Origin of the sequence: Mycobacterium sp. PO1 (genome assembly GCF_017312405.1) — a bacterium.
Classification (GTDB): domain Bacteria; phylum Actinomycetota; class Actinomycetes; order Mycobacteriales; family Mycobacteriaceae; genus Mycobacterium.
The window spans coordinates 1-26,968 of record NZ_BLTG01000045.1 but is presented as its reverse complement, the minus strand read 5'-3'; the positions used below and the strand labels follow the sequence as shown (position 1 = coordinate 26,968).

At 68.3% G+C, this 26,968-nt stretch carries 25 protein-coding genes; 17 read left to right on the top strand and 8 right to left on the bottom strand.

Annotation, left to right across the window (positions count from 1 at the left end; genetic code table 11):
• Complete coding sequence (locus tag J3476_RS15995; RefSeq protein ID WP_152516180.1) at positions 1 to 1,482, bottom strand: LCP family protein; 1,482 nt, start codon at positions 1,480 to 1,482, stop codon at positions 1 to 3.
• A gap of 66 nt (positions 1,483 to 1,548) precedes the next feature.
• Here J3476_RS15995 and rfbD point away from each other — a divergent pair, with 66 nt between their 5' ends.
• The 4 genes from rfbD to J3476_RS28145 all read left to right on the top strand — a co-directional run bounded on the left by rfbD (position 1,549) and on the right by J3476_RS28145 (position 5,486).
• On the top strand, positions 1,549 to 2,421 hold the full coding sequence (rfbD, locus tag J3476_RS15990; RefSeq protein WP_207067400.1) for a dTDP-4-dehydrorhamnose reductase: 873 nt from the start codon (positions 1,549 to 1,551) through the stop codon (positions 2,419 to 2,421).
• A gap of 64 nt (positions 2,422 to 2,485) precedes the next feature.
• On the top strand, positions 2,486 to 3,379 hold the full coding sequence (locus J3476_RS15985; protein ID WP_207067399.1) for a glycosyltransferase family 2 protein: 894 nt from the start codon (positions 2,486 to 2,488) through the stop codon (positions 3,377 to 3,379).
• Entirely contained in the window at positions 3,379 to 4,458 is a 1,080-nt protein-coding gene (locus J3476_RS15980) for a sugar phosphate nucleotidyltransferase (RefSeq protein ID WP_207067398.1), read from the top strand. The genes J3476_RS15985 and J3476_RS15980 overlap by 1 nt, the downstream gene beginning before the upstream one ends.
• Positions 4,459 to 4,928: 470 nt before the next feature.
• The gene (locus tag J3476_RS28145) at positions 4,929 to 5,486 is read left to right on the top strand and encodes a hypothetical protein (protein ID WP_307726951.1); all 558 of its coding nucleotides are present in this window, start codon (positions 4,929 to 4,931) and stop codon (positions 5,484 to 5,486) included.
• Between the two features lie 27 nt (positions 5,487 to 5,513).
• Here J3476_RS28145 and J3476_RS15970 read toward each other — a convergent pair whose 3' ends face one another.
• From J3476_RS15970 to cofD, 3 genes are all read right to left on the bottom strand, one after another.
• On the bottom strand, positions 5,514 to 6,059 hold the full coding sequence (locus J3476_RS15970) for an NUDIX hydrolase (RefSeq protein WP_207067396.1): 546 nt from the start codon (positions 6,057 to 6,059) through the stop codon (positions 5,514 to 5,516).
• 177 nt (positions 6,060 to 6,236) lie between these two features.
• Positions 6,237 to 7,580 (bottom strand): coenzyme F420-0:L-glutamate ligase, encoded by a 1,344-nt coding sequence (locus J3476_RS15965; protein WP_207067395.1) that lies wholly within the window; start codon positions 7,578 to 7,580, stop codon positions 6,237 to 6,239.
• Complete coding sequence (gene cofD / locus J3476_RS15960; protein WP_207067394.1) at positions 7,577 to 8,563, bottom strand: 2-phospho-L-lactate transferase; 987 nt, start codon at positions 8,561 to 8,563, stop codon at positions 7,577 to 7,579. The genes J3476_RS15965 and cofD overlap by 4 nt, the downstream gene beginning before the upstream one ends.
• 448 nt (positions 8,564 to 9,011) lie before the next feature.
• Between cofD and J3476_RS15955 the strand changes: the two genes are divergently transcribed.
• Positions 9,012 to 9,281 carry a WhiB family transcriptional regulator gene (locus J3476_RS15955; RefSeq protein ID WP_207067430.1) on the top strand — a complete coding sequence of 90 codons (270 nt, stop codon included), beginning with the start codon at positions 9,012 to 9,014 and terminating at the stop codon, positions 9,279 to 9,281.
• 68 nt (positions 9,282 to 9,349) lie between these two features.
• Here J3476_RS15955 and J3476_RS15950 read toward each other — a convergent pair whose 3' ends face one another.
• Positions 9,350 to 9,772 (bottom strand): metallopeptidase family protein, encoded by a 423-nt coding sequence (locus tag J3476_RS15950; RefSeq protein WP_207067429.1) that lies wholly within the window; start codon positions 9,770 to 9,772, stop codon positions 9,350 to 9,352.
• A 132-nt stretch (positions 9,773 to 9,904) separates the two neighbouring features.
• Here J3476_RS15950 and J3476_RS15945 point away from each other — a divergent pair, with 132 nt between their 5' ends.
• The 4 genes from J3476_RS15945 to manA all read left to right on the top strand — a co-directional run bounded on the left by J3476_RS15945 (position 9,905) and on the right by manA (position 14,193).
• Entirely contained in the window at positions 9,905 to 10,333 is a 429-nt protein-coding gene (locus J3476_RS15945; protein WP_152516189.1) for a DUF3499 domain-containing protein, read from the top strand.
• 130 nt (positions 10,334 to 10,463) lie between these two features.
• Positions 10,464 to 11,855, top strand: coding sequence for a phosphomannomutase/phosphoglucomutase (locus J3476_RS15940; RefSeq protein ID WP_207067393.1), 1,392 nt, complete (start codon positions 10,464 to 10,466; stop codon positions 11,853 to 11,855).
• Complete coding sequence (locus J3476_RS15935) at positions 11,852 to 12,961, top strand: TobH protein (protein WP_207067392.1); 1,110 nt, start codon at positions 11,852 to 11,854, stop codon at positions 12,959 to 12,961. Before J3476_RS15940 ends, J3476_RS15935 begins: the two co-directional genes overlap by 4 nt.
• A 5-nt stretch (positions 12,962 to 12,966) precedes the next feature.
• Positions 12,967 to 14,193 carry a mannose-6-phosphate isomerase, class I gene (manA, locus tag J3476_RS15930; RefSeq protein ID WP_163673472.1) on the top strand — a complete coding sequence of 409 codons (1,227 nt, stop codon included), beginning with the start codon at positions 12,967 to 12,969 and terminating at the stop codon, positions 14,191 to 14,193.
• On the opposite strand, the gene J3476_RS15925 is transcribed toward manA, so the two are convergent.
• Entirely contained in the window at positions 14,138 to 15,508 is a 1,371-nt protein-coding gene (locus J3476_RS15925; protein WP_373889074.1) for an FAD-dependent oxidoreductase, read from the bottom strand. The genes manA and J3476_RS15925 overlap by 56 nt on opposite strands.
• 66 nt (positions 15,509 to 15,574) lie before the next feature.
• Between J3476_RS15925 and J3476_RS15920 the strand changes: the two genes are divergently transcribed.
• From J3476_RS15920 to J3476_RS15885, 8 genes are all read left to right on the top strand, one after another.
• On the top strand, positions 15,575 to 17,053 hold the full coding sequence (locus J3476_RS15920) for an APC family permease (RefSeq protein WP_207067390.1): 1,479 nt from the start codon (positions 15,575 to 15,577) through the stop codon (positions 17,051 to 17,053).
• A gap of 77 nt (positions 17,054 to 17,130) precedes the next feature.
• Positions 17,131 to 17,994, top strand: a complete 864-nt coding sequence (locus J3476_RS15915; RefSeq protein WP_207067389.1) for a type IV toxin-antitoxin system AbiEi family antitoxin domain-containing protein — start codon at positions 17,131 to 17,133, stop codon at positions 17,992 to 17,994.
• A 153-nt stretch (positions 17,995 to 18,147) separates the two neighbouring features.
• Positions 18,148 to 19,389, top strand: coding sequence for an alkane 1-monooxygenase (locus tag J3476_RS15910; RefSeq protein WP_163680023.1), 1,242 nt, complete (start codon positions 18,148 to 18,150; stop codon positions 19,387 to 19,389).
• Positions 19,386 to 19,556 (top strand): rubredoxin, encoded by a 171-nt coding sequence (locus J3476_RS15905; RefSeq protein WP_163673477.1) that lies wholly within the window; start codon positions 19,386 to 19,388, stop codon positions 19,554 to 19,556. The genes J3476_RS15910 and J3476_RS15905 overlap by 4 nt, the downstream gene beginning before the upstream one ends.
• An 82-nt stretch (positions 19,557 to 19,638) precedes the next feature.
• On the top strand, positions 19,639 to 19,827 hold the full coding sequence (locus J3476_RS15900) for a rubredoxin (RefSeq protein ID WP_207067388.1): 189 nt from the start codon (positions 19,639 to 19,641) through the stop codon (positions 19,825 to 19,827).
• A 74-nt stretch (positions 19,828 to 19,901) separates the two neighbouring features.
• Positions 19,902 to 20,534: a TetR family transcriptional regulator gene (locus J3476_RS15895; protein WP_207067387.1), complete on the top strand. Its 633-nt coding sequence runs from the start codon at positions 19,902 to 19,904 to the stop codon at positions 20,532 to 20,534.
• A gap of 119 nt (positions 20,535 to 20,653) precedes the next feature.
• Entirely contained in the window at positions 20,654 to 22,117 is a 1,464-nt protein-coding gene (ahcY, locus tag J3476_RS15890) for an adenosylhomocysteinase (RefSeq protein WP_207067386.1), read from the top strand.
• Between the two features lies 1 nt (position 22,118).
• Positions 22,119 to 22,643, top strand: a complete 525-nt coding sequence (locus tag J3476_RS15885; protein WP_286183204.1) for a hypothetical protein — start codon at positions 22,119 to 22,121, stop codon at positions 22,641 to 22,643.
• Positions 22,644 to 22,685: 42 nt separating this feature from the next.
• Here the strand turns inward: J3476_RS15885 and J3476_RS15880 are convergent, their stop codons facing one another.
• Together J3476_RS15880 and J3476_RS15875 are read right to left on the bottom strand one after the other, a co-directional pair.
• The gene (locus tag J3476_RS15880; protein ID WP_207067385.1) at positions 22,686 to 25,052 is read right to left on the bottom strand and encodes an arylsulfatase; all 2,367 of its coding nucleotides are present in this window, start codon (positions 25,050 to 25,052) and stop codon (positions 22,686 to 22,688) included.
• Positions 25,053 to 25,090: 38 nt separating this feature from the next.
• Positions 25,091 to 26,716, bottom strand: a complete 1,626-nt coding sequence (locus tag J3476_RS15875) for an alpha/beta hydrolase fold domain-containing protein (RefSeq protein WP_286183203.1) — start codon at positions 26,714 to 26,716, stop codon at positions 25,091 to 25,093.
• Positions 26,717 to 26,968: the final 252 nt, after the last annotated feature.

Below are 26,968 nucleotides of genomic sequence, written 5' to 3'. Positions count from 1 at the left end.
TCAGTTGACGCACTTGGGGTCGTCGGTGCCCGCCGTGATGATCTGCGGCGGCGCCGGCGCGAGCTCACCGGTGTCGGTCACCACGCCCGTCTCCAGGGAATCGCCGCCCATCAACGTCACATCCGAGCCGTCCAGGCCCGAACCCGGGCCGGTGTAATCGTCGGCGAGTACCACCCGCACCGACCCCGGCGGCACCGTCTGGTCCTCGACCACCGGCAACCCGCCCAGATCCGCGGCCACTGCCTGCGCGCCCAGATCGTCGGCCGCCGCGGCCTGCACCTGGCTGGTGGTCACCTTCTCGCCCTCGTTGTTGCCGACGTTGCCGGCGGTGAAGCCTTTGGTCGACAGCACATGCGACACCGCGGCGGCCATGCCGTTGACGTCGGTGTCGTTGAGCACCTCGGCGACCGTCTGATCCGGGCTGTAGGTCAGCTCCTCGGTCTTGCCCTCGTCCTGGTCGTTGAGCAGGCCCGACACCCAGTCCTTGACCTCGGCGGGGTCGACTCGCACCACGCTCTGCATGCCGTCGTCGCTCCAGCCCGCCTCCTCGACGATCGGGATGGTGGAGAACGCCACGTTGCCGCCGGCCAGCTCCTGCAGCTGGGTGATGAAGTCCATGATGTCCCAGTCGTCGGACAGCACCACCGAACGCTGCACCGCCTCTTCCAGCCGGTTCAGCGTCGCCGGGCTCGACAGCGTCTTGCTCGAGATGACGTCGTGGGCCAGCGAGGCCATCACCGCCTGCTGGCGCGTCACCCGGTCCAGGTCGCCGCGCGGCAGGTCGTGGCGCTGGCGCACGAAGCTCAGCGCCTGCGGGCCGTTGAGCTTCTGCCAGCCCGCCGGGAAATCCGCACCCGAAAGCGGTTCGTAGACCGGCTCGTTCAGGCACACATCGACCCCGCCCAGCGCGTCGGTGATCAGCGAGAAGCCCAGCAGCCCGATCTCGGCGTAGTGGTCGACCGTCACCCCGGTCAGGTTCGCGACGGTCTTGATCAGTTCCTCGCGGCCCGCCGCGATGGCCTCCGGCTCGGCGACGGCCGGGTCGACCCCCTGATCCTCGACGAGCTTCTTCAGTTCCTCCAGATGCACCGAGCCGTACACCCCGTTGATCTTCATCTTGCCCAGGCCCGGGGCCTCGACATAGGAGTCGCGGGGGATCGAGATCGCCGTCGCCGACTCGCCGTTGTTGGGGATGCGGATCAACACGATCGTGTCGGTGTTGGTGGAGACGTCGTCGCCGGCGCGCAGCACCGCCAACTCCTCGGCCGACAGCGGGTTGCCGTGCGCGTCGGTGCGGCTGTCGTTGCCGACCAGCAGGATGTCGATCGCGCCGTCCTCGCCGCCCTCACCGAGCGCCACCGGGTTGATGTGGTTGATCCCGGATTCGAACGAGCGGATCTTGCCCCACGCGACCCCCGTGGTCACGACGATCAACATCGCCACGGCCACGGAGATGACACGCATCAACTGAGCAGCAGGCATTTGCCCAGGCTACTGGCGGATGCCCCGCCAGCCCGGGAGGTGACACGGGCGTGCCAAACTCGTGACATGGACCGCCGAATCGTTATTTCCGGAGCTGGCGGCATGGTGGGACGCGCGTTGGCAGCTCAGGCCCGCGCCCAGGGCCGCAACGTGGTGGCGCTCACGTCAGCCGAGTGGGACATCACCGACGCCACCGCCGCCGAACGCTTCATCACCCCCGGCGACGTCGTCGTCAACTGTGCCGCCTACACCAAGGTCGACGACGCCGAGGCCGACGCCGACCGGGCGTTCGCCGTCAACGTCACCGGCGCCGAGAACGTCGCCCACGCCTGCGCCCGCACCCGCGCCGACCTGATCCACATCTCCACCGACTACGTGTTCAGCGGCGACTTCTCCGACGTGCCCGGCGGCGGGCCGCGCCCGTACGACATCGACGACGCCACCGGGCCGCTGTCGGTGTACGGCCGCACCAAGCTGCGCGGCGAAGTCGCCGTGCTGGCCGCGATGCCCGACGCCGGCGTCGTCCGCACGTCCTGGGTCTACGAAGGCGCCGACGGCTCCGACTTCGTCGCCGCGATGCGCCGGATCGCCGCGGGCGACGACGACATCGAGGTGGTCGCCGACCAGATCGGCTCACCCACCTATGTCGCCGACCTGTGCACGGCGCTGCTGCAGATCGCCGACAGCGCGATCCGCGAACCCGTCCTGCACGCCGCCAACGCCGGGGCGGTCAGCCGCTTCGAACAGGCCCGGGCCGTCTTCGAAGAGCTCGGCGCCGACCCCGAGCGGGTCAAGCCCGTCACCGGCGAACAGCAGCCCCGGCCCGCGCCCCGCCCGCCGTATTCGGCGCTGTCTGCGGCGAAATCCGAAGAGGCGGGGCTCACCCCGCTGCGGGACTGGCGCGCCGCCCTGGCCGCGGCGATCGGGGCGTCGCGCTGACGGTGGCGGCGATTTACGGCGCTGCGCCCGCTACCCTCTACGCCGTGAGATGGGCAGGCCGCGCGTGAGCGACGAACTCTACGTCGTGACGGTGACGTACTCGCCGGGCCCGCACCTCGACCGGTTCCTGGCGTCGCTGGCCCACGCCACCGAGCGGCCCGTCACCGTGCTGATGGCCGACAACGGCTCCACCGACGGCGCCCCCGAAGAAGCCGTCGAGCGTTACCCGAACGCGCGGCTGCTGCGCATGGGCGGCAACCTCGGCTACGGCAGCGCCATCAACCGCGCGGTCGCCGAATACGGGCTGACCTCGTCGACCGACTTCTTCGTCGTCGCCAACCCCGACGTGCAGTGGGGCCCCGACAGCATCGACCTGCTGATCGAGGCGGCCGGGCGCTGGCCCTCGGCGGCGTCGTTCGGGCCGCTGATCCTCGACCCCGACGGCTCGATCTACCCGTCGGCGCGCCACCAGCCCAGCATCATCCGCGGTGGCATGCACGCCGTGATCGGCCCGGTGTGGAAGTCCAACCCGTGGACCGCGGCCTACCGCCAGGACCGGGCCACCCCCAGCGAACGCGCCGTCGGCTGGCTGTCCGGATCGTGTCTGTTGCTGCGCAGCGCGGCGTTCGCGGAGGTATCGGGCTTCGACGAGCGCTACTTCATGTACATGGAAGACGTCGACCTCGGCGATCGGTTCGGCCGCGCCGGCTGGCAGAACGTCTACGTGCCCGCCGCCGAGGTGCTGCACGCCAAAGGCCACTCCACCGGCCGCGACCCGGCCCGCAACCTCGCCGCCCACCACGTCAGCACCTACACTTTTCTCGCGGATCGCTACCCCAAGTGGTGGCAGGCGCCGCTACGGTGGGCTTTTCGGGGGGCGTTGGGGGCGCGAGCCCGCCTGGTCGTCCGGAGTTCACGTCGACAGGCCCGCAGGGCGCAGGCGAAAGGGCAGCGCTGATGGTCAATCCTGCACAAGTGGACGCCGTCATTCTGGTCGGCGGAATGGGCACGCGGCTGCGGCCGCTGACGCTGTCGGCACCCAAACCGATGCTGCCCACCGCCGGTCTGGCGTTCCTGACGCACCTGCTGTCCCGGATCGCCGACGCCGGCATCGAACACGTCGTGCTCGGCACGTCGTACAAGGCGAAGGTGTTCGAGCAGGAATTCGGTGACGGCTCCAAGCTCGGACTGCAGATCGACTACGTCGTCGAGGACGAACCGCTGGGCACCGGCGGCGGCATCGCCAACGTCGCGTCGAAGCTGCGCTACGACACCGCGATCGTCTTCAACGGCGACGTGCTGAGCGGCTGCGACCTGGGTGCGCTGCTGGACTCGCACGCCGAGCGTGACGCCGACGTCACCCTGCATCTGGTGCGCGTCGGCGATCCCCGCGCATTCGGTTGCGTGCCAACCGATTCCGACGGCGCGGTGACGGCATTCCTGGAGAAGACCCAGGACCCGCCCACCGACCAGATCAACGCCGGCTGCTACGTGTTCAAGAAGTCGGTGATCGACCGGATCCCCAAAGGCCGCGCGCTGTCGGTCGAACGCGAGGTGTTCCCCGGCCTGCTCACCGACGGGCTCAAAGTCTGCGGCTACGTCGACTCCACCTACTGGCGCGACATGGGCACCCCCGAGGACTTCGTGCGCGGCTCGGCGGACCTGGTGCGCGGCATCGCTCCGTCGCCGGCGCTCAAAGGCCATCGCGGCGAGTCGCTGGTGCACGACGGCGCCGGCGTCGCCCCCGGGGCCCTGCTGATCGGCGGCACCGTCGTCGGCCGAGGCGCCGAGGTGGCCGGGGGAGCGCGCCTGGACGGGGCGGTGATCTTCGACGGCGTCACCGTTGGTGCCGGCGCGGTGATCGAACGCTCCATCATCGGCTTCGGCGCGCGGATCGGGCCGCGGGCGCTGCTGCGCGACGCGGTGATCGGCGACGGCGCCGACATCGGAGCCCGCTGCGAGCTGCTGCGCGGTGCCCGGGTGTGGCCGGGGATCACCATTCCCGACGGCGGCGTGCGCTTCTCCAGCGACATCTAGCCTCGGGGCCTTTTGCCTTTTGCCTTTTGCCGCGAACGTGCATTCCCTGTAGCACGAGAGCGGCCGGAGCTACAGGGAATGCACGTTCGCGGCGGCTGGGCCTGTGGATAACCGGTTGTCGTATCCGTCGACCTGTCGGTCCGGCTGCGCAGGCTCCACGCATGGGGAAAGTCATTCTTGGGACAGAAGCTGTTGCCGGTGGGCTGGTGACGGCCGGCCAGCTTCGATACGGGTACCGGCGGCTGTATCCCAACGTCTACGTCCCGCGGCATCAACCTCCATCGTTGACCGACAACGCAATAGGTGCCTGGCTGTGGTCGGGCCGCCGTGGAATAGTCACCGGTCGAGCCGCGGCGCGACTCCATGGGGCGCTGTGGGTGAATGAGCACTCGCCGGTCGAATTGAACTTCAACTGCCGACGCCCGCCGGCGGGCATCATCGCCCGCAACGAACGAGTCGGCTGCGACGAGGTGATCCAGATCGGCGATCTGGCCGCGACGACAGTCCACCGAACTGCATTCGACCTCGGCAGGTTTCTGCCCCTGGAGAGAGCTGTCGAGCACCTGGACGCGCTAGCCAATGCCACAGGTCTGACGCCCGAACGAGTCAAACCGCTGACAGATCAGTACAGCGGGGCGCGGGGGATGAAGACGCTGCGCAAGGTGCTCGACCTGATGGACGGCGGAGCCGAGTCGCCACAAGAGACCCGGCTGCGGCTTCTCCTGATGAAACACTTTCCCCGCCCGACCACGCAGATTCCGGTGCTCGACGAGCACGGTGTGCCGTTCGCCCGTGTGGACATGGGCTGGGAAGACCTCATGATCGCCGTGGAATACGACGGTAAGCAGCATCAGACCGATCGAGAACGCTACGTGCGCGACCAGCGTCGAGTGCGACGCATCTGCCGACGTGGGTGGCTGCACATCAAGGTCATCGCCGAAGATCGACCGTTCGAGATCATTCAACGAGTGAGAGCCGCCAGAGCTAGCCGCGAACGTGCATTCCTCGTAGCGGGTATCGCTTCCTGACTACAGGGAATGCACGTTCGCGGCACCTCAGGCGGGTCCAGGGGGCTTGGCGGCGTGGGCGAGTTGGGCCAGGCCGAAGTCGGTGTCGGCGGGCAGCTCGGCCAGCGGCCACCACTTCAGGTCGAGTGACTCGTCGCTGACGACGATCTGCGCGCCGGCGGGAGCCCGGACGACGAACTGCACATCGAGATGACGGGTCGGCACGCCCAGCGAACACGTCACCGGGTGCACGTGTAGCGCCGCGGGCGTGGGGGCGATCGCCAGCCCGTCGATGCCGGACTCCTCGGTGGCTTCGCGCAGCGCCGCCGCGACGAGGGTGTCGTCCGACGGCTCGCAGTGACCACCCAGCTGCAGCCAGCGCCCCACCCGGGGATGCAGCGTCAACAGCGCGTGGGTGCCGTCATGGTCGAGCAGCAGCGCCGAGGCGGTGATGTGGCCGGGCACGCACTCGCGCAGGCACGCGTCGGCGCGGGCATCGAGGAATGCCAACACCGCGTGACGCAGCGAATCCTGCGCGGGATCCTCCGGGCGCCAGGCGCCCAGCACGTCGACCGCGGACTGATGCAGAGTCATCGGGACTGGCTGCTGGCGCTCATCGGGACCGTCTGTTCTTCGCTAACGCTCATCGGGACCGTCTGTTCTTCGCTAACGCTCATCGGGACCGTCTGCTCTTCGCGCAAGCGCTCATCGACGCGACTTCGGCGTGGTTGTCGACGCGTGGCGCAGACAAGCACGCCGAAATCGCCACACTCACTTGCGCACCAGCAGACCGTCGGTCGGCACCGGATCCCGTGGCGGCGGCGGCCCACCCGAGCCATGCCCGATGGCGATCGCACCCAGCGGCTCCCACTCCTCGGGCAACTCCAGTGACGAGCGCACCAGATCCGGGGCGAAGATCGTCGACCCGATCCAGCAGCTGCCCACCCCGCGCACCGCGAGCGCGACGAGCAGCCCCTGCACCGCCGCGCCGGCCGCCACCGTGAACATCGTGTGCTCGGCGGCGGTACGACGCTCGTCGGGATAGGTGTGCGCGCCGTCGGGAACCATGAACGGGATCACCAATTCGGGCGCGTCGTAGAGAATCTGACCGCGGCCGACCCGACGCTCCACTGAATCGGGGTCACGGCCGTCGCCGGCCAGGTCGTCGCGCCACCGATCCTTCATCGCATCCAGCAACGCCAGCCGCACGGCCCGGTCCTGCACCCACACGAACCGCACCGGCCGCGTGTGATGCGGAGCGGGGGCGGTCAGCGCCTCGGCCACCGCGGCCTCGATCACCGTCGGGTCGACGGGTTCGTCGCTGAACTGGCGCACCGAGCGGCGCAGCAACTGGGCCTGTGAACGACCGAGCGCGATGGCTTCCTCGGTGCCCAGCCAGAAGAGGTCCTCCTCACCGGCGCGGACCAGCGTGCGCGCCGAGGACCCGTCGTCGTGCAGGTGCAGCCCCCGCACCACGGCGACTGGCACGGCTGTCAGCTTGCCCTTCACCAGGTCGGCGGCCGCGGCGATCTCGTCGGCGACGGCGATCTCGGTGACGATCAGCTCGTTGCCGTGCCGATCGTGTTCGCCCGCGTAGCCGTGCAGCACCGTCAATCCCGCCGCGCCGATCGCGACGTCGGTCTGGCCGGTGCGCCAGGCGCGGCCCATCGTGTCGGTGATCACCACACCCACGCGCACGCCCAGTCGCTCACGCAACTCCTGCACCAGCTGTCGTGCGGTGCCGTCGGGATCGACTGGCAACAGCGCCAGTTCGGCGGAGTCGACGTTGGAGCCGTCCACCCCGGCCGCAGCCTGCACCAACCCGAGCGCGTTCTCGGTGATCAGCGTGCGCCCCTTGCGGGCCAGCACCCGCACCGACTCGGCGTCGATCAGCCTGCGCCGCAACGTGTCCCGCAGCTCAGGGTCGGTCGGCGCGTCGACCATCCGGCCCTCACACTTGGAGAGCACCTTGCTGGTCACCACGACCACATCGTCATCGCGCAGCCACGGCGCCGCCTGTGCGAGCGCCGCGGCCAGATCGTCGCCGGGCCGAAATTCCGGCAGGCCCGCGACGGGAAGAAGTTCCACCCGCGCCGACGTGCCGTGGTCGGTCACGGCCTCACCCCGGCCAGCTCCATGCCGGCGCGCACCATCTCGGCGGTCACCGCCGGCTCGGTCATCAACAACGGCACCGCCCGCACGTCGACACCGGGCACCGTGGCGTGATCGCCTTCGTGGATCAGCCAGCCGTCCAGGATCCCGGTCGACGACCGTGCGCCGTAGTGCGCCGCGACCGCCTCGGAGGTGGTATCCACCCCAATCAGGCTCAGGCAGGTATCGGCCATGCCGCGCAACGGCTTTCCGGCGACGATGGGGGAGTAGCCGATCACCGGTGCGGGCGTCGTGCGCAGTGCGGCCCGCACGCCGCCGACGCCGAGGATGGGCCCGATGCTCACCACCGGGTTCGACGGCGCGATCAACACGATATCGGCGCCCTCGATGGCCTCGGTGACACCCGGCGCCGCGGTCGCCTTGTCGGCGCCGATGAACGCGAAACTGTCCGTGGGCACTTGAGCGCGGTAGCGCACCCACCACTCCTGGAAGTGGATGGCCTTCTTCTCCCCGTCGGCCGGATCGGTGATCACGACGTGAGTTTCGGCACGGTCGTCGCTGACGGGCAGCAACGTCGCACCGGGCTGCCAGCGGGCGCACAACGCCTCGGTGACCGCGGACAACGGATAGCCGGCGCGCAGCATCTGGGTGCGCACCAGATGCGTCGCCAGATCGCGGTCGCCCAGGCCGAACCAGTCCGGCTGAACCCCGTAGGCCGCGAGTTCCTCCTTGGCATGCCAGGTTTCGTCGCGGTGTCCCCAACCCCGTTCCGGGTCGATACCCCCGCCGAGGGTGTACATGCAGGTGTCGAGGTCGGGGCAGATGCGCACCCCGAACATCCACGCGTCGTCACCGATGTTGACCACCGCGGTGAGCTCATGCGGCGATTCGTCACCGCTGCCGAACTGGCCGAGGCCGAGCAGATGCTGCACCCCGAGCAGGAAGCGTGCGCCTCCCACGCCGCCCACCAGTACAGTGACTTTCACACCGAACGAGAGTAGGCGCTGTGCGCCGAAGAGTTTCGCCGGGTGGGTTGCGGAGATCACGGGTGACCCGAACGTGACCGACACGCCATTGCGCGACGCGCCGAATTGATGTCACGGAATGATATGAATTCCTGTTCTAGCGCTTGACCCACGCTGCCTACCCGTGTGTAATCACAGCAGTGTCATTTCGCGGTTGGCCGGCCGGTTCCGGTGTCGCAGACCGAGATTCGATCACTTGTTCGAATTGAGATGGCCGCACCTTCATAGTGGGGCTTATTTTTAAACGGATCTACGAGACCTGGAGGAGGGGAACATGGCATTTGAGCAGGCCGATTTCGGCGATTCGGTCCGGTTCGACAACAGGCTCCTCGGATCGGTGGGGAGTGCTTCGCACATCCAGACCGGACCGATGCCGGCAGAGATCAGCGGTCGTCCGCAGCTGAGTCTGGTGCCCAGCAGCAGCACCGACGACTTCTTCGACAACGACACCGAGTCGATCGAAGACCAGTGGCAGGAACGCGCGCTGTGCGCGCAGACCGACCCCGAGGCGTTCTTCCCCGAGAAGGGCGGCTCGACCCGTGAAGCCAAGCGAATCTGCCAGGGCTGCGAGGTGCGCGACGAGTGCCTCGAGTACGCGCTGGCTCACGACGAGCGCTTCGGCATCTGGGGCGGACTCTCCGAGCGGGAGCGTCGTCGCCTCAAGCGCGGCATCATCTAGCCGCCGCGCACGCGCGCAGGCGCTCACCGTGCAACCGAAGGCACGTCGCGCGAGCGCCCGGATCCCTCTCAGTCGTCGTCGATGCTCGGATCGATCACCGACGGTTCGACCCCCAGATAGGTGGCCACCTGAGCCACCAGCAGTTCGTGCAGCAGCTCGGTCAGCTCCAGGGTGTCCTTGGCTCGGCGCTCGATCGGCTTGCGAAACAGCACAATTCGCGCCCGCGTGGCGTTTCCGCGGACATCGACCCCGGCGGGTATCAGCCGGGCCAGCGCAATCGGACCGTCGGCGACCACCTCCGGTGGCCACTGCACACTGTCCGGATCCTTCGGCGACAGCCGGGGAATCTCGTCGACCGCCACGTCGAGCGTCGCCACCCGGTCCTGCCACCGGCGCTCGATCGGCTCGTAAGCCTCCAGCACCGCCATGTCGAAGCGCTCGGCGCGACTGCGCCAACCCGGAACGCTCGGCGGAAGCAGTGGTCCACGCATCTCGCGGCCCCGCCGCGACCCCCGGTGGTTGCGCCGCGTCACGCAGAAGATCGTAACGGTTGAGAGTCGGCGCGCCCGCGGCTGCGCGTGTCCGCCGCGATGCCGACGACGCTGCACGATAACCTCACGTCCGTGAATGTTCCCCGTCGCTGCTGCCGGCCCGGGTGCCCTCACTACGCGGTCGCGACGCTGACGTTCGTGTACTCCGACTCGACGGCCGTAGTGGGGCCGCTGGCGACCGTGTCCGAGCCGCACTCCTGGGACCTGTGCGTCATGCACGCCGGCCGGATCACCGCGCCGCGCGGCTGGGAGCTGGTCCGCCACGCCGGCCCGCTGCCGTCGCACCCCGATGACGACGACCTGGTCGCCCTGGCCGACGCCGTACGCGAAGGCCGCGAGGGCAGAGGAGCGGGCGGGGGCCCGGTACACGGCTTCACCGGATTCACCGACCCCGTCAGCGGCGCCCAGAGCGGCGCGTTGATGGCACCGCCGACCCGCAAACCCGAGACCAACGGCCGTCGTCGCGGCCATCTGCGCGTTCTGCCCGACCCCACCGACTGACCCGATCCCCGAAATCGCTCCCCAGCAGGGACGTCGCTGATGGAATGCGATTTCGCAATCCCGGGGCGGCCATATTGATGCGCGGCGACGGCTAGGCTGGAACCACCAGTCCTGTCGTCCAAGGAGCCCTATGTCCCGGTCCGCCGCGGCGGTGCAGCGCGTGATCAAGGCCTACGACGTTCGTGGGCTCGTGGGTGAGGAAATCGACGACGCATTCGTCCGCGAAGTCGGGGCCTCCTTTGCGCGGTTGATGCGCGACGGTGAGAACTCCACGCAGGTCGTCCTCGGTTACGACATGCGGGCCAGCTCGCCGGTGCTCGCCGCCGCGTTCGCCGAAGGCGTCATGGACCAGGGCCTCGACGTCGTGCGCATCGGCCTCGCCTCCACTGACCAGCTCTACTTCGCCTCCGGCTTGCTGAACTGCCCCGGTGCGATGTTCACCGCCAGCCACAACCCGGCCGCCTACAACGGCATCAAGCTGTGCCGGGCCGGCGCCAAACCGGTCGGCAAGGACACCGGCCTGACCACGATCAGCGACGAGGTCATCGCGGGCGTCCCCGGCTACGACGGCACCCGCGGAACCCTGTCCGACCGCGACGTCCTCGTCGACTACGGGCAGTTCCTGCGCTCGCTGGTCGACGTCGGCAGCCTGCGCCCGCTCAACGTGGCCGTCGACGCCGGCAACGGGATGGCCGGCCACACCACCCCGGCGGTGCTGGGGCCCATCCCGTCGATGACGGTCTTCCCGCTGTACTTCGAGCTCGACGGCACCTTCCCCAACCACGAGGCCAACCCGCTGGAACCGGCCAACCTCGTGGATCTGCAGGAGTTCGTCGTGCAGACCGGCGCCGACATCGGCCTGGCGTTCGACGGTGACGCCGACCGCTGCTTCGTCGTCGACGAGAAGGGGCAGGCCGTGTCGCCGTCGGCGGTCACCGCGCTGGTCGCCGCCCGCGAACTGAGCCGCGAGATCGGCGCGACGGTCATCCACAACCTGATCACCTCCCGCGCGGTGCCCGAACTGGTCACCGAACGCGGCGGCACGCCGGTGCGTTCGCGGGTCGGCCACTCCTACATCAAGGGGCTGATGGCCGAGACCGGCGCCATCTTCGGCGGCGAGCACTCCGCGCACTACTACTTCCGCGACTTCTGGGGCGCCGACTCCGGCATGCTGGCCGCGCTGCACGTGCTCGCCGCGCTCGGCGAACAGGACCGCCCGCTGTCGGACCTGATGGCCGACTACCAACGCTACGAATCCTCCGGCGAGATCAACTTCACCGTCACCGACGCGCCCGCCGTCGTCGAATCGGTGCTCAAGTCGTTCGGGCCGCGCGTGCACGGCATCGACCACCTCGACGGGGTCACCGTCGACCTCGGCGACGGCAGCTGGTTCAACCTGCGCATGTCCAACACCGAACCGCTGTTGCGACTCAACGTCGAAGCGTTGACCGCCCAAGGTGTCAGCGGCCTCGTCGACGAGATCGGCGGCTACATCCGCGCCGGCACCAGGGAATTGACGTGAGCACGCCGGCCTCGGCCGCTGTGGTGGACCTCGACGACGCCGAGGGCCTGCTCGAAGCCGACCGGATGGGGTTGCTGCGCGCCGCCTCGATGGCAGGCGCGCAGGTGCGGGCCACCGCCGCCGCCCTCGACGAGGGCGACCTCGACGCGGTGGCGTCGGACTCCCCGCCGCGCACCATCGTGTGGATGGCCGGGCGCGGCAACGCCCACACCGCCGGCACCATGCTGGCCGCGATGCTCGGCGGATCGGTCGGCGCCCCGTTCGTCGTCGTGTCCGAGCCACCGATGTGGATCGGCGCCCTCGACGTCCTGATTCTCGCCGGCGACGACCCGGGCGAGCCCGCGCTGGTCTCCGCTGCGGCCACCGGTGTGCGCCGCGGTGCGCGCGTCGTCGTCATCGCGCCGTATGAAGGCCCGCTGCGCGACGCCACCTCCGGCCGCTCGGTCGCGCTGCCGCCGCGGGTGCCGATGCCCGACGACTTCACCCTGACCCGCTACCTGGCCGCCGGCCTGGCGGTCGTGCAGGTGATCACGCCCGGCGCGCAGGCCGACCTGGCCACGCTGGCCGACCAACTCGACGACGAAGCGCTGCACAACAGCGCCGCGCGGGACCTGTTCACCAACCCGGCCAAGGTGCTCGCCGAGCAGATGGCGGGTTACGACGTCGTCTTCGCCGGCGACTGCGCGGCCACCCTCGCGCTGGCGCGTCATGCCGCGACGGTGATGCTGCGCGTCGCCCACCAGACCGTCGCCGCCGTCGACCTGGCCGATGTGCTGGTCGCGATCGGCACCGGGTGGGGCCGCGGGCCCTCATCCGACAGTGACGAGCTGTCCATCTTCCACGACGAGCAGATCGACGGACCGCGACCGGCGCGCACCCGCACCTTCGTGCTGGCATCCGACGCGCAGCGGCCCGAGATCTCCGCGCGGCTCAGGGGTTTCGACGACATCAAGGTCGTCAACGCCAACGACGTCCCGGACGTCGTGATGGCGGGGGGAGATCGGGAGGTGCCGGCCACCGCGCCGGGACGTCTCGAACAACAATTAGCGCTGCTGGCGGTCCGCCTCGAAATGGCGGCGGTCTACCTGCGGCTGGTTCGAGGTTGAGGTAAGTGCATCTGCTGAGGGGAGCGGTCCGGACCTATGCATGGGGTTCGCGAACCGCGATTGCCGATTTCACCGGGGCGCCCAGTCCCACACCGCATCCGGAGGCCGAACTATGGTTCGGTGCCCACCCGGGCGACCCGGCGTGGCTGCAGGACGACGACACCGAGCGCTCACTGCTCGACGCGCTGCGCGCCGATCCGGAAAGCGAACTCGGGCCGGCGGTGCGCGGCCGATTCGGTGACACGCTGCCGTTCCTGGTGAAGGTGCTGGCCGCTGACGAGCCGCTGTCGCTGCAGGCCCATCCGAGCAGCGAGCAGGCGCTCGAGGGCTTCACCCGCGAAGAACGCATGGGCATCCCGATCACCGCGCCCACCCGTAACTACCGCGACCGCAGCCACAAACCCGAAATCCTCGTCGCTCTGGACCAGTTCGAGGCGCTCGCCGGATTCCGGCCGGTCGCGCGCACCGTCGAGCTGATGCGTGCGCTGGGGGTCGCCGACCTCGACCCGTTCATCGGTCTGCTGGACGGACAGTCCGACGGCGACGGGTTGCGCGCACTGTTCACCACGTGGATCACGTTCCCGCAGCCCGACCTCGATGTGCTGGTGCCCGCGGTGATCGACGGGGCGATCGACTACGTGCGTTCGGGGGCAACCGAATTCGAGCGGGAAGCCAAGACGGTGCTCGAGCTGGGTGAACGCTACCCCGGTGACGCCGGCGTGCTGTGTTCGCTGTTGCTCAACCGGCTGTCGCTGGCGCCGGGCGAGGCGATCTACCTGCCCGCGGGCAACCTGCACGCCTACCTGCACGGGATCGGCGTCGAGGTGATGGCCAACTCCGACAACGTGCTGCGCGGCGGCCTGACCCCCAAGCACGTCGACGTGCCCGAACTGCTGCGCGTGCTGGACTTCACCCCCGCCGAGGACGTCGTGGTCCGGCCCGAATCATGTTCCGACGGAGAAGAACTCGTCTACCGCACGCCGGCGCCGGAGTTCGCGGTGTCGGTGTTGCGCATCGACGAGGGCAACCTCGGCCACGAGATCGACGCCCCCACCCGCCACGACGGACCGCAGATCCTGCTGTGCGCCGAGGGTGCGGTCACCGTGCACGCCAAGACCCGCTCGGTGGTGCTGGAACGCGGCAAGGCGGCCTGGGTTGCCGCCGACGACGGACCGATCAGGCTGAGCGCGCAGGAGCCGACCCGGCTGTTCCGGGTGACCGTCGGGATCTAGACCGCCGCTCCTGCATCCACAGCCGCATGTTGTGGCGCACCGTGCGGCCCACCAGCTTCGCCGACGGCACCATGTAGAGGCTGTCGAGCAGGCTGAACCGGCGCAGAAACCATTCCGCGAGAACAGGATCGGACTCCGCAGCACCCAGGAACTGGTCGAACAGCGAGCCCACCGGGCGGTACCACCACGGCATCGGGCCCTCGGCCCGGTGCAGGATCAGATCGCCGATCGCGTTCATCGTCCACACCGGCCACGTCGTCTTGGTGGTGGCGGCCAGAAACGTCGTGGCCAGCTCGTCGGGCGGGCCCTGCAGCGCACGGCGCAGATGCCCGGCCTGCAGCGACGTCATCGTCATGCCCTGCCCGAACGTCGGATTGAAGCTCACCACTGCGTCCCCGAACGGCAGGATGCCCGGCGGGAAGCGGTCGAGTTCGTCGAACCGCCGCCACCGACTCGCCGGATACTTGTGCACCGCGACCTCACCCACGGGCTGCGCCTGCTGCACCGCCGCGCTGAGATGAGCCGGCAACAGTTCCTCGGCCAAGGCCTGCATCCCCGCGAAATCCTCTGGCGGAGGCACTTTCCCGACCCCGAACGTCGTCATCGTCCAGACGTCGTCCTCGTAGTAGAGCATGCCCAGCCCCAGCGGCTGCTCCCGCGACGCGCCCGCCACCACGACCTTCTCCCGGACCAGATCCTCTGGGATGGTGAGCCGGTGGGTGGCGTAGCCGATGCCGACCGCGACGCTGTCCTCGCGCGGCCGCTCGAACCCCCACTGGGGCAGCCAGGCCGGCAGCCGGGTGCCGCGACCCGTCGCGTCGATGACGAGATCGGCGTCGACGACCTCGCCGTCAGCGGTGCGCACCCCGGTGACCCGGTGCCCGTCGAAGACCGGCTCGTCGACGCCACGCTGCTGCACCGTGACGTTGGACAGGGCGGTGACCCGGCTGCGGATCTGCCACTCCAGATGCGGTCGGCTCGGCACGTAGGCGGTGAACTCGTCCTGCAGGCGGTGCTGGGTGCCCAGCACATGACCGGCCGCCCCGAAATGGATGCAGTCGGGCCGGTTCTCCAAGATCGGCACCCCGTCGGCCACCATGTCGGCCAGCAGCCCGGGGAACAGCGACTCCAACTCCTCGGCGCCGCGCGCCATCAACAGGTGCACGTGACGGTCCTGCGGCGTGGCAGCGCGGCTGGCCGGTTCCGCCGGCAGGTCGTCACGCTCGAACACCGTCACCCGGTCAGCGAACTCCGCCAGCACTTTGGCGGCGCACAACCCGCCGATGCTGGCGCCTATCACCACTGCGTGTCTCATTGGACCCATCGGATCACACGCTAGTGGGTACATTCCGCTGAAACGATGACGAAAAGGGGACGGTCGATGGTTCAGGAACCGGTGACGCAGACCGTGGGGCGATGGCGGACCAAGTCCGTCGAGCAGTCGATCGCCGACACCGACGAACCCAGCACCAAGCTCCGCAAGGACCTGAACTGGTGGGATCTGACCGTCTTCGGGGTGTCGGTGGTGATCGGCGCCGGCATCTTCACCATCACCGCCTCGACCGCCGGCAACATCACCGGACCGGCGATCTCGATCTCGTTCATCATCGCCGCGATCTCCTGCGGGCTGGCCGCACTGTGCTACGCCGAATTCGCCTCCACCGTGCCGGTGGCCGGCAGCGCCTACACGTTCTCCTATGCGACGTTCGGTGAGTTCATCGCCTGGATCATCGGCTGGGATCTGATCCTGGAGTTCGCCGTCGCCGCGGCGGTTGTCGCCAAGGGCTGGTCCAGCTACCTGGGCACCGTGTTCGGCTTCGCCGGCGGATCTGCCGAAGTGTTTGGGCTGCAACTGGATTGGGGCGCGCTGTTGATCATCGCGTTCGTCACCGCCATCCTGGCCTGGGGCACCAAACTGTCCGCCGGGGTCAGCCTGGCCATCACCGCCGTCAAGGTGGGGGTGGTGCTGCTGGTGGTCGCCGTCGGCGCGTTCTACATCAAGACCGAGAACTACTCGCCGTTCATCCCGCCCGCCGAGGCAGGGGAGGGCGGCACCGGCACCGAGCAGTCGCTGTTCTCGCTGCTTACCGGCGCCGAAGGCAGCCACTACGGCTGGTACGGGCTGCTGGCCGGCGCCTCGATCGTGTTCTTCGCGTTCATCGGCTTCGACATCGTCGCGACCACCGCCGAGGAGACCAAACAGCCGCAGCGCGACATACCCCGCGGCATCCTGGCCTCGCTGGGCATCGTCACCGTGCTCTACGTCGCCGTGGCGATCGTGCTGTCGGGGATGGTCAGCTACACCCAGCTGCGCGACGCCGAAACGCAGAACCTGGCCACCGCCTTCGCGCTGAACGGCGTGGACTGGGCGGCCAAGGTGATCTCGATCGGCGCACTGGCGGGCCTGACCACGGTGGTCATCGTGTTGGTGCTCGGCCAGACCCGGGTGCTGTTCGCGATGTCGCGCGACGGGCTGATGCCCACACAGCTGGCCAAGACCGGGCGGCACGGCACGCCGGTGCGCATCACGCTGATCGTCGGCCTGGTCGTCGCCGTGACTGCGACGGTGTTCCCGATCGACAAGCTCGAGGAGATGGTCAACATCGGCACGCTGTTCGCGTTCGTGCTGGTGTCGGCCGGGGTGATCGTGCTGCGCCGGACGCGACCCGACCTGAAGCGCGGGTTCCGGGTGCCGTGGGTGCCGGTGCTGCCGATCCTGGCGATCATCGCGTGCCTGTGGCTGATGCTGAACCTGACCGGGCTGACCTGGATCCGGTTCGGCATCTGGATGGCCCTGGGCGTGGTCGTCTACTTCGTCTACGGCCGCCGCCACTCGATCCTTGCGAATCGGGCGCGCTAAAGCACCCACGCTGTCGCATAGCGCGCCGAATCCGCCGTCGGTGGAACCGTGGCGGGCTGCGGTGCGTCACACCGGGCATGCTCAGCGACTATCTGCGGCGCCAGGACGGAGTCATCACCTCCGAGCAGGCTCGGGCCGCGGGACTGAGTCGACGCAGCGTGCAACGTCGCGTGCAATCCGGCCAGTGGCGCCGCTGCGGCCGAGGCGTGTACTTCGTCGACGACCGTCCGTTCTCGGACGCGGCCCGCATCCGCGCGGCGGTGTGGGGGCACGGGTCACAGGCCGCCGCCAGCGGCCTGACCGCGGCCTCATGGCATGGCCTGACCCGGTTCGCCCCTGACATCGTCGAGGTCACGGTGCCGCGCGACAGCCACGGCCGACGCCATGAGGACACCCGGGTCCGTCGCCGTGACCTGCAGCGCTGCGACGTCATCGAGCTCAAGGGCATGCGGGTGACGTCGCTGAGCTTGACCGTCGTGGAAGCCGCCGCGCAGCGCGGAGGCGGGGCGAAATTGCTCGACACCGCACTGCAACAACGCCACGTCGACCTCCCCGGCCTCTGGCGCACCCATCTGCGCAACAAGGGTCGCACCGGTGCGCCGCGGTCTCGGCTGCTGTTACAAGCCGCAGCCGGGGGAGCCCACTCGGTGGCAGAGCGGATTCTGCATCAACTGCTACGGGAGGCCGGTATCGGCGGGTGGAAGGCCAATTATCGGGTCGGCGGTTATCGGGTCGACGTCGGGTTCGCGGCGCAGAAGGTCGCGATCGAGGTGGACGGGTTCGCGTTTCACAGCGACGCAGACGCGTTTCAGATCGATCGTCAGCGGCAGAACGACCTCGTCCTGCTGGGTTGGCAGGTGCTGAGGTTCACCTGGCTGGACCTCACCGCCTATCCGGACCGGGTCATCGCGCTGATCCGCTCGGCGATTTCGGCGCGCTGAAGCACCGCTGCTGTCGCATTGCGCGCCCGATTCACCACGGCGAGCTTTACAAAAGAGCTGCTTTGTATAGACACGCGACAAAACAGGCTCTATAGTCAACGGCACGAGGTGACTGCACTCACAGCAAGGAGGCATCGAGTGACCACGCAAGACATGCCGGCGATCGACATCGAGAACTGGCGCGACAAGAAGCGCTATCTGTGGCTGATGGGTCTGATCCCGCCCACGGCGCTGTTCGTGATGCTGCCGCTGATCTGGGGGCTCAACCAGTTCGGCTGGCACGCCGCGGCGCAGGCGCCGTTCTGGATCGGTCCGATCCTGGTCTACATCCTGCTGCCCAGCCTGGACCTGAAGTTCGGCCCCGACGGGCAGAACCCGCCCGACGAACTGATGGAGCGGCTGGAGAACGACAAGTACTACCGCTACTGCACCTACATCTACATCCCGTTCCAGTACGCCAGCGTCATCTTCGGCGCCTACCTGTTCACCGCATCGAATCTGAGCTGGCTCGGCTTCGACGGCGGGCTGGGCTGGCCGGCCAAGATCGGCCTGGCGCTGTCGGTGGGCGTGCTCGGCGGCGTGGGCATCAACACCGCGCACGAGATGGGGCACAAGAAGGATTCGCTGGAGCGCTGGCTGTCGAAGATCACGCTGGCCCAGACCTGCTACGGGCACTTCTACATCGAGCACAACCGCGGCCACCACGTGCGCGTCGCCACCCCGGAGGATCCGGCGTCGGCCCGTTTCGGTGAGACGTTCTGGGAGTTCCTGCCGCGCAGCGTGTTCGGCAGCCTGCGCTCGGCCTGGGAGATCGAGGCCAAGCGGTTGGAGCGCGCCGGCAAGAGCAAGTGGCATCCGTCCAACGACGTGCTCAACGCCTGGGCGATGTCGGCGCTGCTCTACGGCGTGCTGATCGCGGTGTTCGGCTGGGCGTTGATCCCCTACATCCTGATCTCGGCGGTCTTCGGGTTCACGCTGCTGGAGACGGTGAACTACCTGGAGCACTACGGACTGCTGCGGCAGAAGATGGACAGCGGCCGCTACGAACGGTGCGCGCCGGTGCACAGCTGGAACTCCGATCACATCGTGACCAACCTGTTCCTGTACCACCTGCAGCGCCACAGCGACCACCACGCCAACCCGACCCGGCGCTACCAGACGCTGCGCAGCATGGACGGCGCGCCGAACCTGCCCAGTGGATACGCGTCGATGATCGCGCTGACGTACTTCCCGCCGCTGTGGCGCAAGGTGATGGACCACCGGGTGCTCGAGCACTACGACGGCGACATCACCCGGGTGAACATCCACCCGCGGGTGCGCGACAAAGTGCTGGCCCGCTACGGCACCGACGAGCGCTCGCGCGAGGAGCAGAGCAACACCGAGGCGGCCCGATGAGTGCCTACCGCTGTCCCGGCTGCGACTACGTCTACGACGAGTCCAAGGGCGAGCCCCGGGAGGGCTTCCCGGCCGGGACGCCGTGGGAGGACGTGCCCGACGACTGGTGCTGCCCGGACTGCGCAGTACTCGAGAAGGTCGACTTCGAACCCGCTCTACAACGTTGAGAATGCGCCCACGGCGACAAAGTGCGAGTAGCGGCCGCCGTGGGCGCAGCCTCAACGCAATCTGAGAAAGGAAAACGTCGAGATGAGTGACAACGACTACAAACTGTTCGTCTGCGTGCAGTGCGGCTTCGAGTACGACGAAGCCAAGGGATGGCCCGAGGACGGCATCGCCCCGGGCACCCGCTGGGACGACATCCCCGAGGACTGGAGCTGCCCGGACTGCGGTGCGGCGAAGTCGGACTTCGAGATGGTGGAGGTCGTACGGCCGTGACCGCGTGGGCGGGGGTCGTCACGGGGCGGCTCGCCTCACTCGGCGCGGCACCGAGAAGCGATATTGTCGCGCGTGTGAGCAGCGCCCCGAATCGACGAGTCGCGCAGCGCGTGCCCTACGCCGAAGCGTCCCGGGTACTGCTGCGCGACTCCATCCTCGACGGCATGCGTGAACTGCTGCTCAACCGCGACTGGTCGTCGATCACGCTGTCCGATGTGGCGCGCGCCGCCGGTATCAGCCGCCAGACCATCTACAACGAGTTCGGCTCCCGGCAGGGCCTGGCCCAGGGCTACGCGCTGCGGCTGGCCGACCGGCTCGTCGACCAGATCCACGACGCGATCAACGACAACATCGGCGACGTCTACGCCGCCTTCCTGCAGGGATTCCGCGATTTCTTCGCCGAGTCGGCCGCCGACCCGCTGGTGATCTCGTTGCTGACCGGCGGCTCCAAGCCCGACCTGCTCCAGATCATCACCACCGACAGCGCGCCGATCATCAACCACTGCTCGGCGCGGCTGACCGAATCGTTCATGGCCAGCTGGGTGCGGTGCAGCCAGGAAGACGCCGGCGTGCTGGCCCGCGCCATCGTGCGGCTGGCGATGAGCTACGTCTCGATGCCCCCGGAAGCCGACCACGACGTCGCACGCGATCTGGCCCGGCTGATGTCACCGTTCGCCGAACGGTACGGTGTCATAGATACCGCTTAGCCGGCAGAGCGCCTCAGCGCCTGTCCCGCGAGCCCGCAGGCTATGGGTGTCCGTGTCCGCATGGGTGTCGCTGATGAGCTGCGACACCAGCATCGACGAACGACAAAAAGGGGCTCTATATGACTGCATCGAACATGACCGTCGAGGTCCGCAACGGCATCGACTTCAAGGTCGCCGACCTGTCGCTGGCCGAGTACGGCCGCAAGGAGATCGGCCTGGCCGAGCACGAAATGCCCGGTCTGATGGCACTGCGCTACGAGTACGCCGACGTCCAGCCGCTCAAGGGCGCACGGATCTCCGGCTCGCTGCACATGACCGTGCAGACCGCGGTGCTGATCGAGACACTGACCAGCCTCGGCGCCGAGGTCCGCTGGGCGTCCTGCAACATCTTCTCCACCCAGGACGAGGCCGCCGCGGCCGTCGTCGTCGGACCGCACGGCACCCCCGAGGAGCCCAAGGGCATCCCGGTGTTCGCGTGGAAGGGCGAGACCCTCGAGGAGTACTGGTGGGCCGCCGAGCAGATGCTCACCTGGGAGGGTGAGCCGGCGAACATGATCCTCGACGACGGCGGCGACGCCACCATGATGGTGCTGCGCGGCGCGCAGTACGAGAAGGCCGGCGTCGTGCCGCCCGCCGAGGACGACGACCCGGCCGAGTGGAAGGTGTTCCTCGGCGTGCTGCGCGAGCGCTTCGAGCAGGACAAGACCAAGTGGACCAAGATCGCCGAGGCCGTCAAGGGCGTCACCGAGGAGACCACCACCGGTGTGCTCCGCCTGTACCAATTCGAGGCGCAGGGTGAGCTGCCGTTCCCGGCGATCAACGTCAACGACTCGGTCACCAAGAGCAAGTTCGACAACAAGTACGGCACCCGCCACTCGCTGATCGACGGCATCAACCGCGGCACCGACGTACTGATCGGCGGCAAGAAGGTCCTGATCTGCGGCTACGGCGATGTCGGCAAGGGCTGCGCGGAGTCGCTGGCCGGTCAGGGTGCGCGGGTCACCGTCACCGAGATCGACCCCATCAACGCGCTGCAGGCGATGATGGACGGGTACGACGTGCGCACCGTCGAGGAGGCGATCGGTTCGTCCGACATCGTCATCACCTCCACCGGCAACAAGGACATCATCACCCTCGACCACATGCGCCAGATGAAGGAACAGGCGATCCTGGGCAACATCGGCCACTTCGACAACGAGATCGACATGGCCGCCCTGGAGCGCTCCGGCGCCAAGCGCATCAACATCAAGCCGCAGGTCGACCAGTGGGTGTTCGACGACGGCAAGTCGATCGTGGTGCTCTCCGAGGGTCGACTGCTGAACCTGGGCAACGCGACGGGCCACCCGTCGTTCGTGATGAGCAACAGCTTCTCCAACCAGGTGATCGCCCAGATCGAGCTGTGGACCAAGAACGACGAGTACGACAACGCCGTCTACCGGCTGGCCAAGCACCTCGACGAGAAGGTGGCGCGCATCCACGTCGAGGCACTCGGCGGCACGCTGACCAAGCTCAGCAAGGAGCAGGCCGAGTACATCGGTGTCGACGTCGAAGGCCCGTACAAGCCGGAGCACTACCGCTACTGACATGGTCTCGATGAATCGGGCGCGCACCACGACCACCGCGGTCGGCGTGCGCGCCCGATTTGCGTCGGTGCTGGCCGCAGCGCTCATGTTGAGTGCCTGTGGCCAAGGCGCGCAGGAGGATTCGGAAACCAGTACGGCGCCTGCGCTCGAGGTGCGTCACGACACCGCGCCGCTGGCCGAGATGTTCCCCCTACTCGGCGAACCCGAGTCGGCGTCGTGGATCATGTGGGACAACAGCCGCGTCGCCGAAGGCTCCCGGGTGAAGGTGGTGTGGATCGACGCCGTTGCCCAGGTGTCCCCGCAGACGATGGACCGCCTCGTCGCCGAGCACCCCACCGAGGCGCGCGGCCAGGAACCCGCCGTGCAGGCGGTGCTCGAGCCCGAGCTGCCACCGGGACCGTTCCGCAGCGGCGTCGAACTGAACATGGCGTTCGGCGGGGAAGGCAAGAGCACCCGGGTGTTTCTCGACGACACCCACGACGCCGTGGTGCTGCAGTCCTACACGATGGGCGCCGCTCCGGAGTGACGGCGGCGTCGGTGTCCGCGCTGAGCGACGATCACGCCGAAATCATTGACGGGCCATGGCGATGCGGGCCTCGGCGCGCTTCTGTTCGTCCGCGTCGGCATGCTCCGGGCTTGCGGTGCTGACGGTGACCTCCTCGACGTGGCCGGTGAACGGGAACGGCGAGGTATAGCGCCGGGTGATCGGGGAACCGGCGTTGCGCCCCACCACGAGGCCGCCACCGATGCCGATCGCCAGCGGAATGGTCACCGGGAAGTCGGCCTCGCCGACCACGGTACCGTCGACCAGCAGCCGCGCATGGCCGGGCGTGCCCTTGCCGGACACAAAGTCCGGCAGCCCGGTCGGCTCGAATTCGTAACGCAGCGTATGTTTCCCGACGCCCACCGGATCGGTGGAGCTCACGCTGAACTCCTCGACGCCGACGTAGTTGTGCACGTAGTGCAGCAACCCGTCCTGGATGAACAGGGTGTAGCCGCCGGTGTTGCTGCCGTGGCAGACCACCACCCCCTCGTCCCCGTCGGCCAGCTCCACCTGCGCGGTGACGCTGTGCGCCCGGTTGAGCACCTTGGCCGCCACGTTCTCCGGAACCACCTGCGTGTCAGGCCGATACACGTAGGTGTCGCGCGGCGCAGCGATCTGCGGGCGCGGATCGGCGAAACGCATCGTGCCGCGGCTGTCCAACGGCAGCACGTTGTATTTACCGGCCTCGGTGTACCACAACGCGATCATCTCGATCAGGCGTGGACGTTCCTGCGCGGCCAGATCCTGGGTCTCGGTCGGGTCGACCTCGACGTGGTAGAGCTCCCAGCCCGTCGCGTCGAGTTCGCGCAGCTTCTCCTCGGTCAATTCGAGCATGCCGAAGCTGACTCCCGCCTCGGCGAAGGAGGTGCCGGGGAACGGGCACACCGCGCGCCAGCCGTCGTGATAGATCGAGCGGTGGGCGAACATCTCGAAGTACTGCGTGTGATGCTTCGACGGGGCGTCGGCATCGTCGAAGGTGTGCGCCAGGCTGACCCCCTGGATCGGGGACTGGGTCACCCCGCGAACCGCGGTCGGCGGATCGATGCCCAGCGACTCGAGCACCGTGGGCACCATGTCGATGACATGGCCGTACTGGTGTCGCACTTCACCCTTGGCGCTGATGCCGGCCGGCCAGTGCACGAGGAACCCGTCGGCCACCCCGCCGCGGTAGGTCTCGCGCTTCCACCGCCGGAACGGCGTGTTGCCGGCGAAGGTCCAACCCCACGGATAGTGGTTGAAGTGCTCGGGTCCGCCGAGTTCGTCGATGGCCGCCAGATTCTGCTCGAGATCGTCGGGCACGTTGTTGAAGAACTTGTTCTCGTTGACCGAACCGTGGGGACCGCCTTCGGCGCTGGCCCCGTTGTCGGAAATCACCATCACCATCGTGTTGTCCAGCTGACCGGACTTCTCCAGGTAATCCAGCAGGCGGCCGATCTGGTGGTCGGTGTGCTCGAAGAACCCGGCGAACACCTCCATCATCCGCGCATAGAGCCGACGCTCGTCGTCGGACAGTTCATCCCAGCGCTGCACGTCAGGGTCGTGCGGGGAAAGCTGAGCATCCGGGGCCACGATGCCGAGCTCCTTCTGGCGCGCAAAGACCCTCTCCCGGTAGGCGTCCCAGCCATCGTCGAACTTGCCGCGGTATTTCGCCGCCCATTCCGGCGGTGCCTGGTGGGGGGCGTGGTTGGCGCCGGTGGCGAAGTACAGGAAGAACGGCTTCTCCGGCGCGACCTGCTTGAGGTCGGCGATGAAGCTGATCGCCCGATCGGTGAGATCCTCGGTCAGGTGATAGCCGTCCTCGGGCGTCTTCGGCGGCTCCACCTGGTGATTGTCGAAGACCAGGTCGGGATAGTACTGATGGGTGTCCCCGCCGAGGAAGCCGTAGTAGCGCTCGAAGCCGCGGCCCAGCGGCCACCGGTCATAAGGGCCCGCGGCGCTGATCTGCTCGGCCGGGGTCAGGTGCCATTTGCCCACGCAGTAGGTTGCGTAGCCGTGCGGCAGCAACATCTCCGAGAGGAACCCGTTCTCGAACGGGATGGCCCCGTTGGAGCCCGGATAGCCGGTCGAGCCCTCGGTGATGCACGCCATGCCGTTGGAATGGTGGTTGCGCCCGGTCAGCATGCACGACCGCGACGGCGAACACAGCGCCGTGGTGTGCATGTTCGTGTAGAGCAACCCGTTCTGCGCGAGCCGGTCCAGGTTGGGGGTGTTGATCGGCGATCCGTAGCAACCGAACTGTCCGTAACCGGTGTCGTCGAGCACGATGTAGACGACGTTCGGGGCGTCCGGTCGCGCGCGGTTGGGGGTCGGCCACGCCGGATCGGAGTCGCCGATCGTGCGACCGATCCGGCCCGGAAATGTGGTTCCGGGCGGGTATTCCGTCAGGCTCATGCGCCGAGCCTAGGACGCCGGACTGCAAATCGGGCGCGTTATGCGACGGTCACGGTCGCAATTCGCGCCGAATTCACCTCGTGGAGCAGGCCCAGCTGCCGGTAGACGGTGGACCGCCAGATGGGCGCCTGGGAGTTGATGACGAGGCCGCCCAGCGCCCACCCGTGCAACTGACCGTCACCGATGATCACGGTGAAGTCGGCGTCGGGGTCCTGGGCCAGCAGCTTGTCCCGAAACGCCAGCGCGCCCGGGTAGAGCTGTTCCTGGGTGCCGATGTAGAGCGCCGTCGGCGGCAGCCCCGTCAGGTCGTCGCTGGAGATCGGGTTGACCCGATAGTCGTCCATGTCCAATTCGCCGTTGTAGCCGGGAATTTCGTCGGGATCCCAGCGCGGCAGAATCGGGTCGTCGATCGCCTCGACCTCGGGGGTGCGCAAGGTGATGTGCAGGGCGGGGGACACCAGCACCATCCGGGAGGGTTGCGACTCGGTGAGCACGCAGCTGATCGCGGCGCGGCAACGGCGGATCAACTCCTGCACCGCGAGCACGGCGAACGACCCGCCCGACGAATCGCCGTACACGCTGACGTTGTCCACCCCGTGCTCGTCGATGAGCAACGACAGATAGTCGGCCATCGGCGGCACCAGCGTCGTGGCCGTGCCGGTGCCCAACGGCGGGGCCAGCGGGTAGATCGGCACCAGCACGGTGGCGCCGGTGTCGCGGGCCATCTGCCCGTAGTCCGACCAGTGCAGAATGTTCGCCTCGGCGGCGAAACCGCCGCCGTGCAGCGCGACGACGTACTCACCGGAGGGCTGCGGCGGCGCGAGCTCCCACACCGTCCAGCCGTTGAACTCGCGCTCGGTGACTGTCAATCCGAGAGTGGCGAGCACCGGCGGGTCGGTAGTCGTGACACTGCCGACCACGCCGCTGAACAGGCTGATGCCGGTGGTCTCGGAGAACCAGCGCAGGAACCGCAGCGTGTCGGCGACCAGCCGGTCGCTGTAGGACGGCGGCGCGGTGGTGACGGTGCGCGGGCCCGCGGCGACGCCGTTGAGGCCGAGTTGGCGGTAGATGTCGGGCCGCACTGTGGCGGCTTGGGAGTTCGGCGACCCTGCCAGCGCCCAGTCGTGGATCTGGCTCTGCCCCACCACTGTCGACACCGCGCCGCCGGCCGCCGACCATTTCTGCTGCAGCGCAAGGATATCCGGCAAGGCGAATTCGAGTGACCCGACGTACATCGTGGTGCTCGGCAGCGCCGCCAGCACGGCGTCCTCGAAGGACATGACGTTGATCAGCGGATCGGTCAGCGCCAGCCCGGCGGTCCACCTGTCGGCGTCGTTGTAGAAGTCGAGATCATCGAGGTCGAAGACCGGATCGTTGATCTCGCGGAGGGCGGGGTTGGACAGCGTGGCATCCGGGGCGAACGACAGCAACACCATGCTCGCGGGCAGCGGCTTGCCGGCGAGCACGAGCTGGCGGACCGCCGAGAGCGCCAGGATGGGGCCCGCAGAGTCGGCGTAGACGCTGACGTTGTCGGCGCCGTACTCGGAGATCCGGTCGGACAGGAATTGCGCCATCGCCGGCACCACCCTGGTGGCCGATCCGGCCTCGGTGGTGGCCAGCGGGTAGAGCGGGACGATCACCGTGGCGCCGGTGTCGCGGGCCATGGGCGTGCAGGCCGCGGGTCAGAAACGACGGCGGCCGGTCGCTGGTGATGGCCTTGCCGAAGGCACTGTAGAGGTCGACGCCGATCAGCTTCGAAATGCCTTTCAGCACATACAGACCCGCGAGGGCCACTTTGTCGAACAGCGACGGTGGCGCGGTGTAGGTGACGGAGTTCTCCGCCGTGGCGGGGGTGGCGAGCACCTCGGCCGTCGAGTCGGTGCCGGCCGGTGCCGACTGGTGTTTCGCCGTGGGCC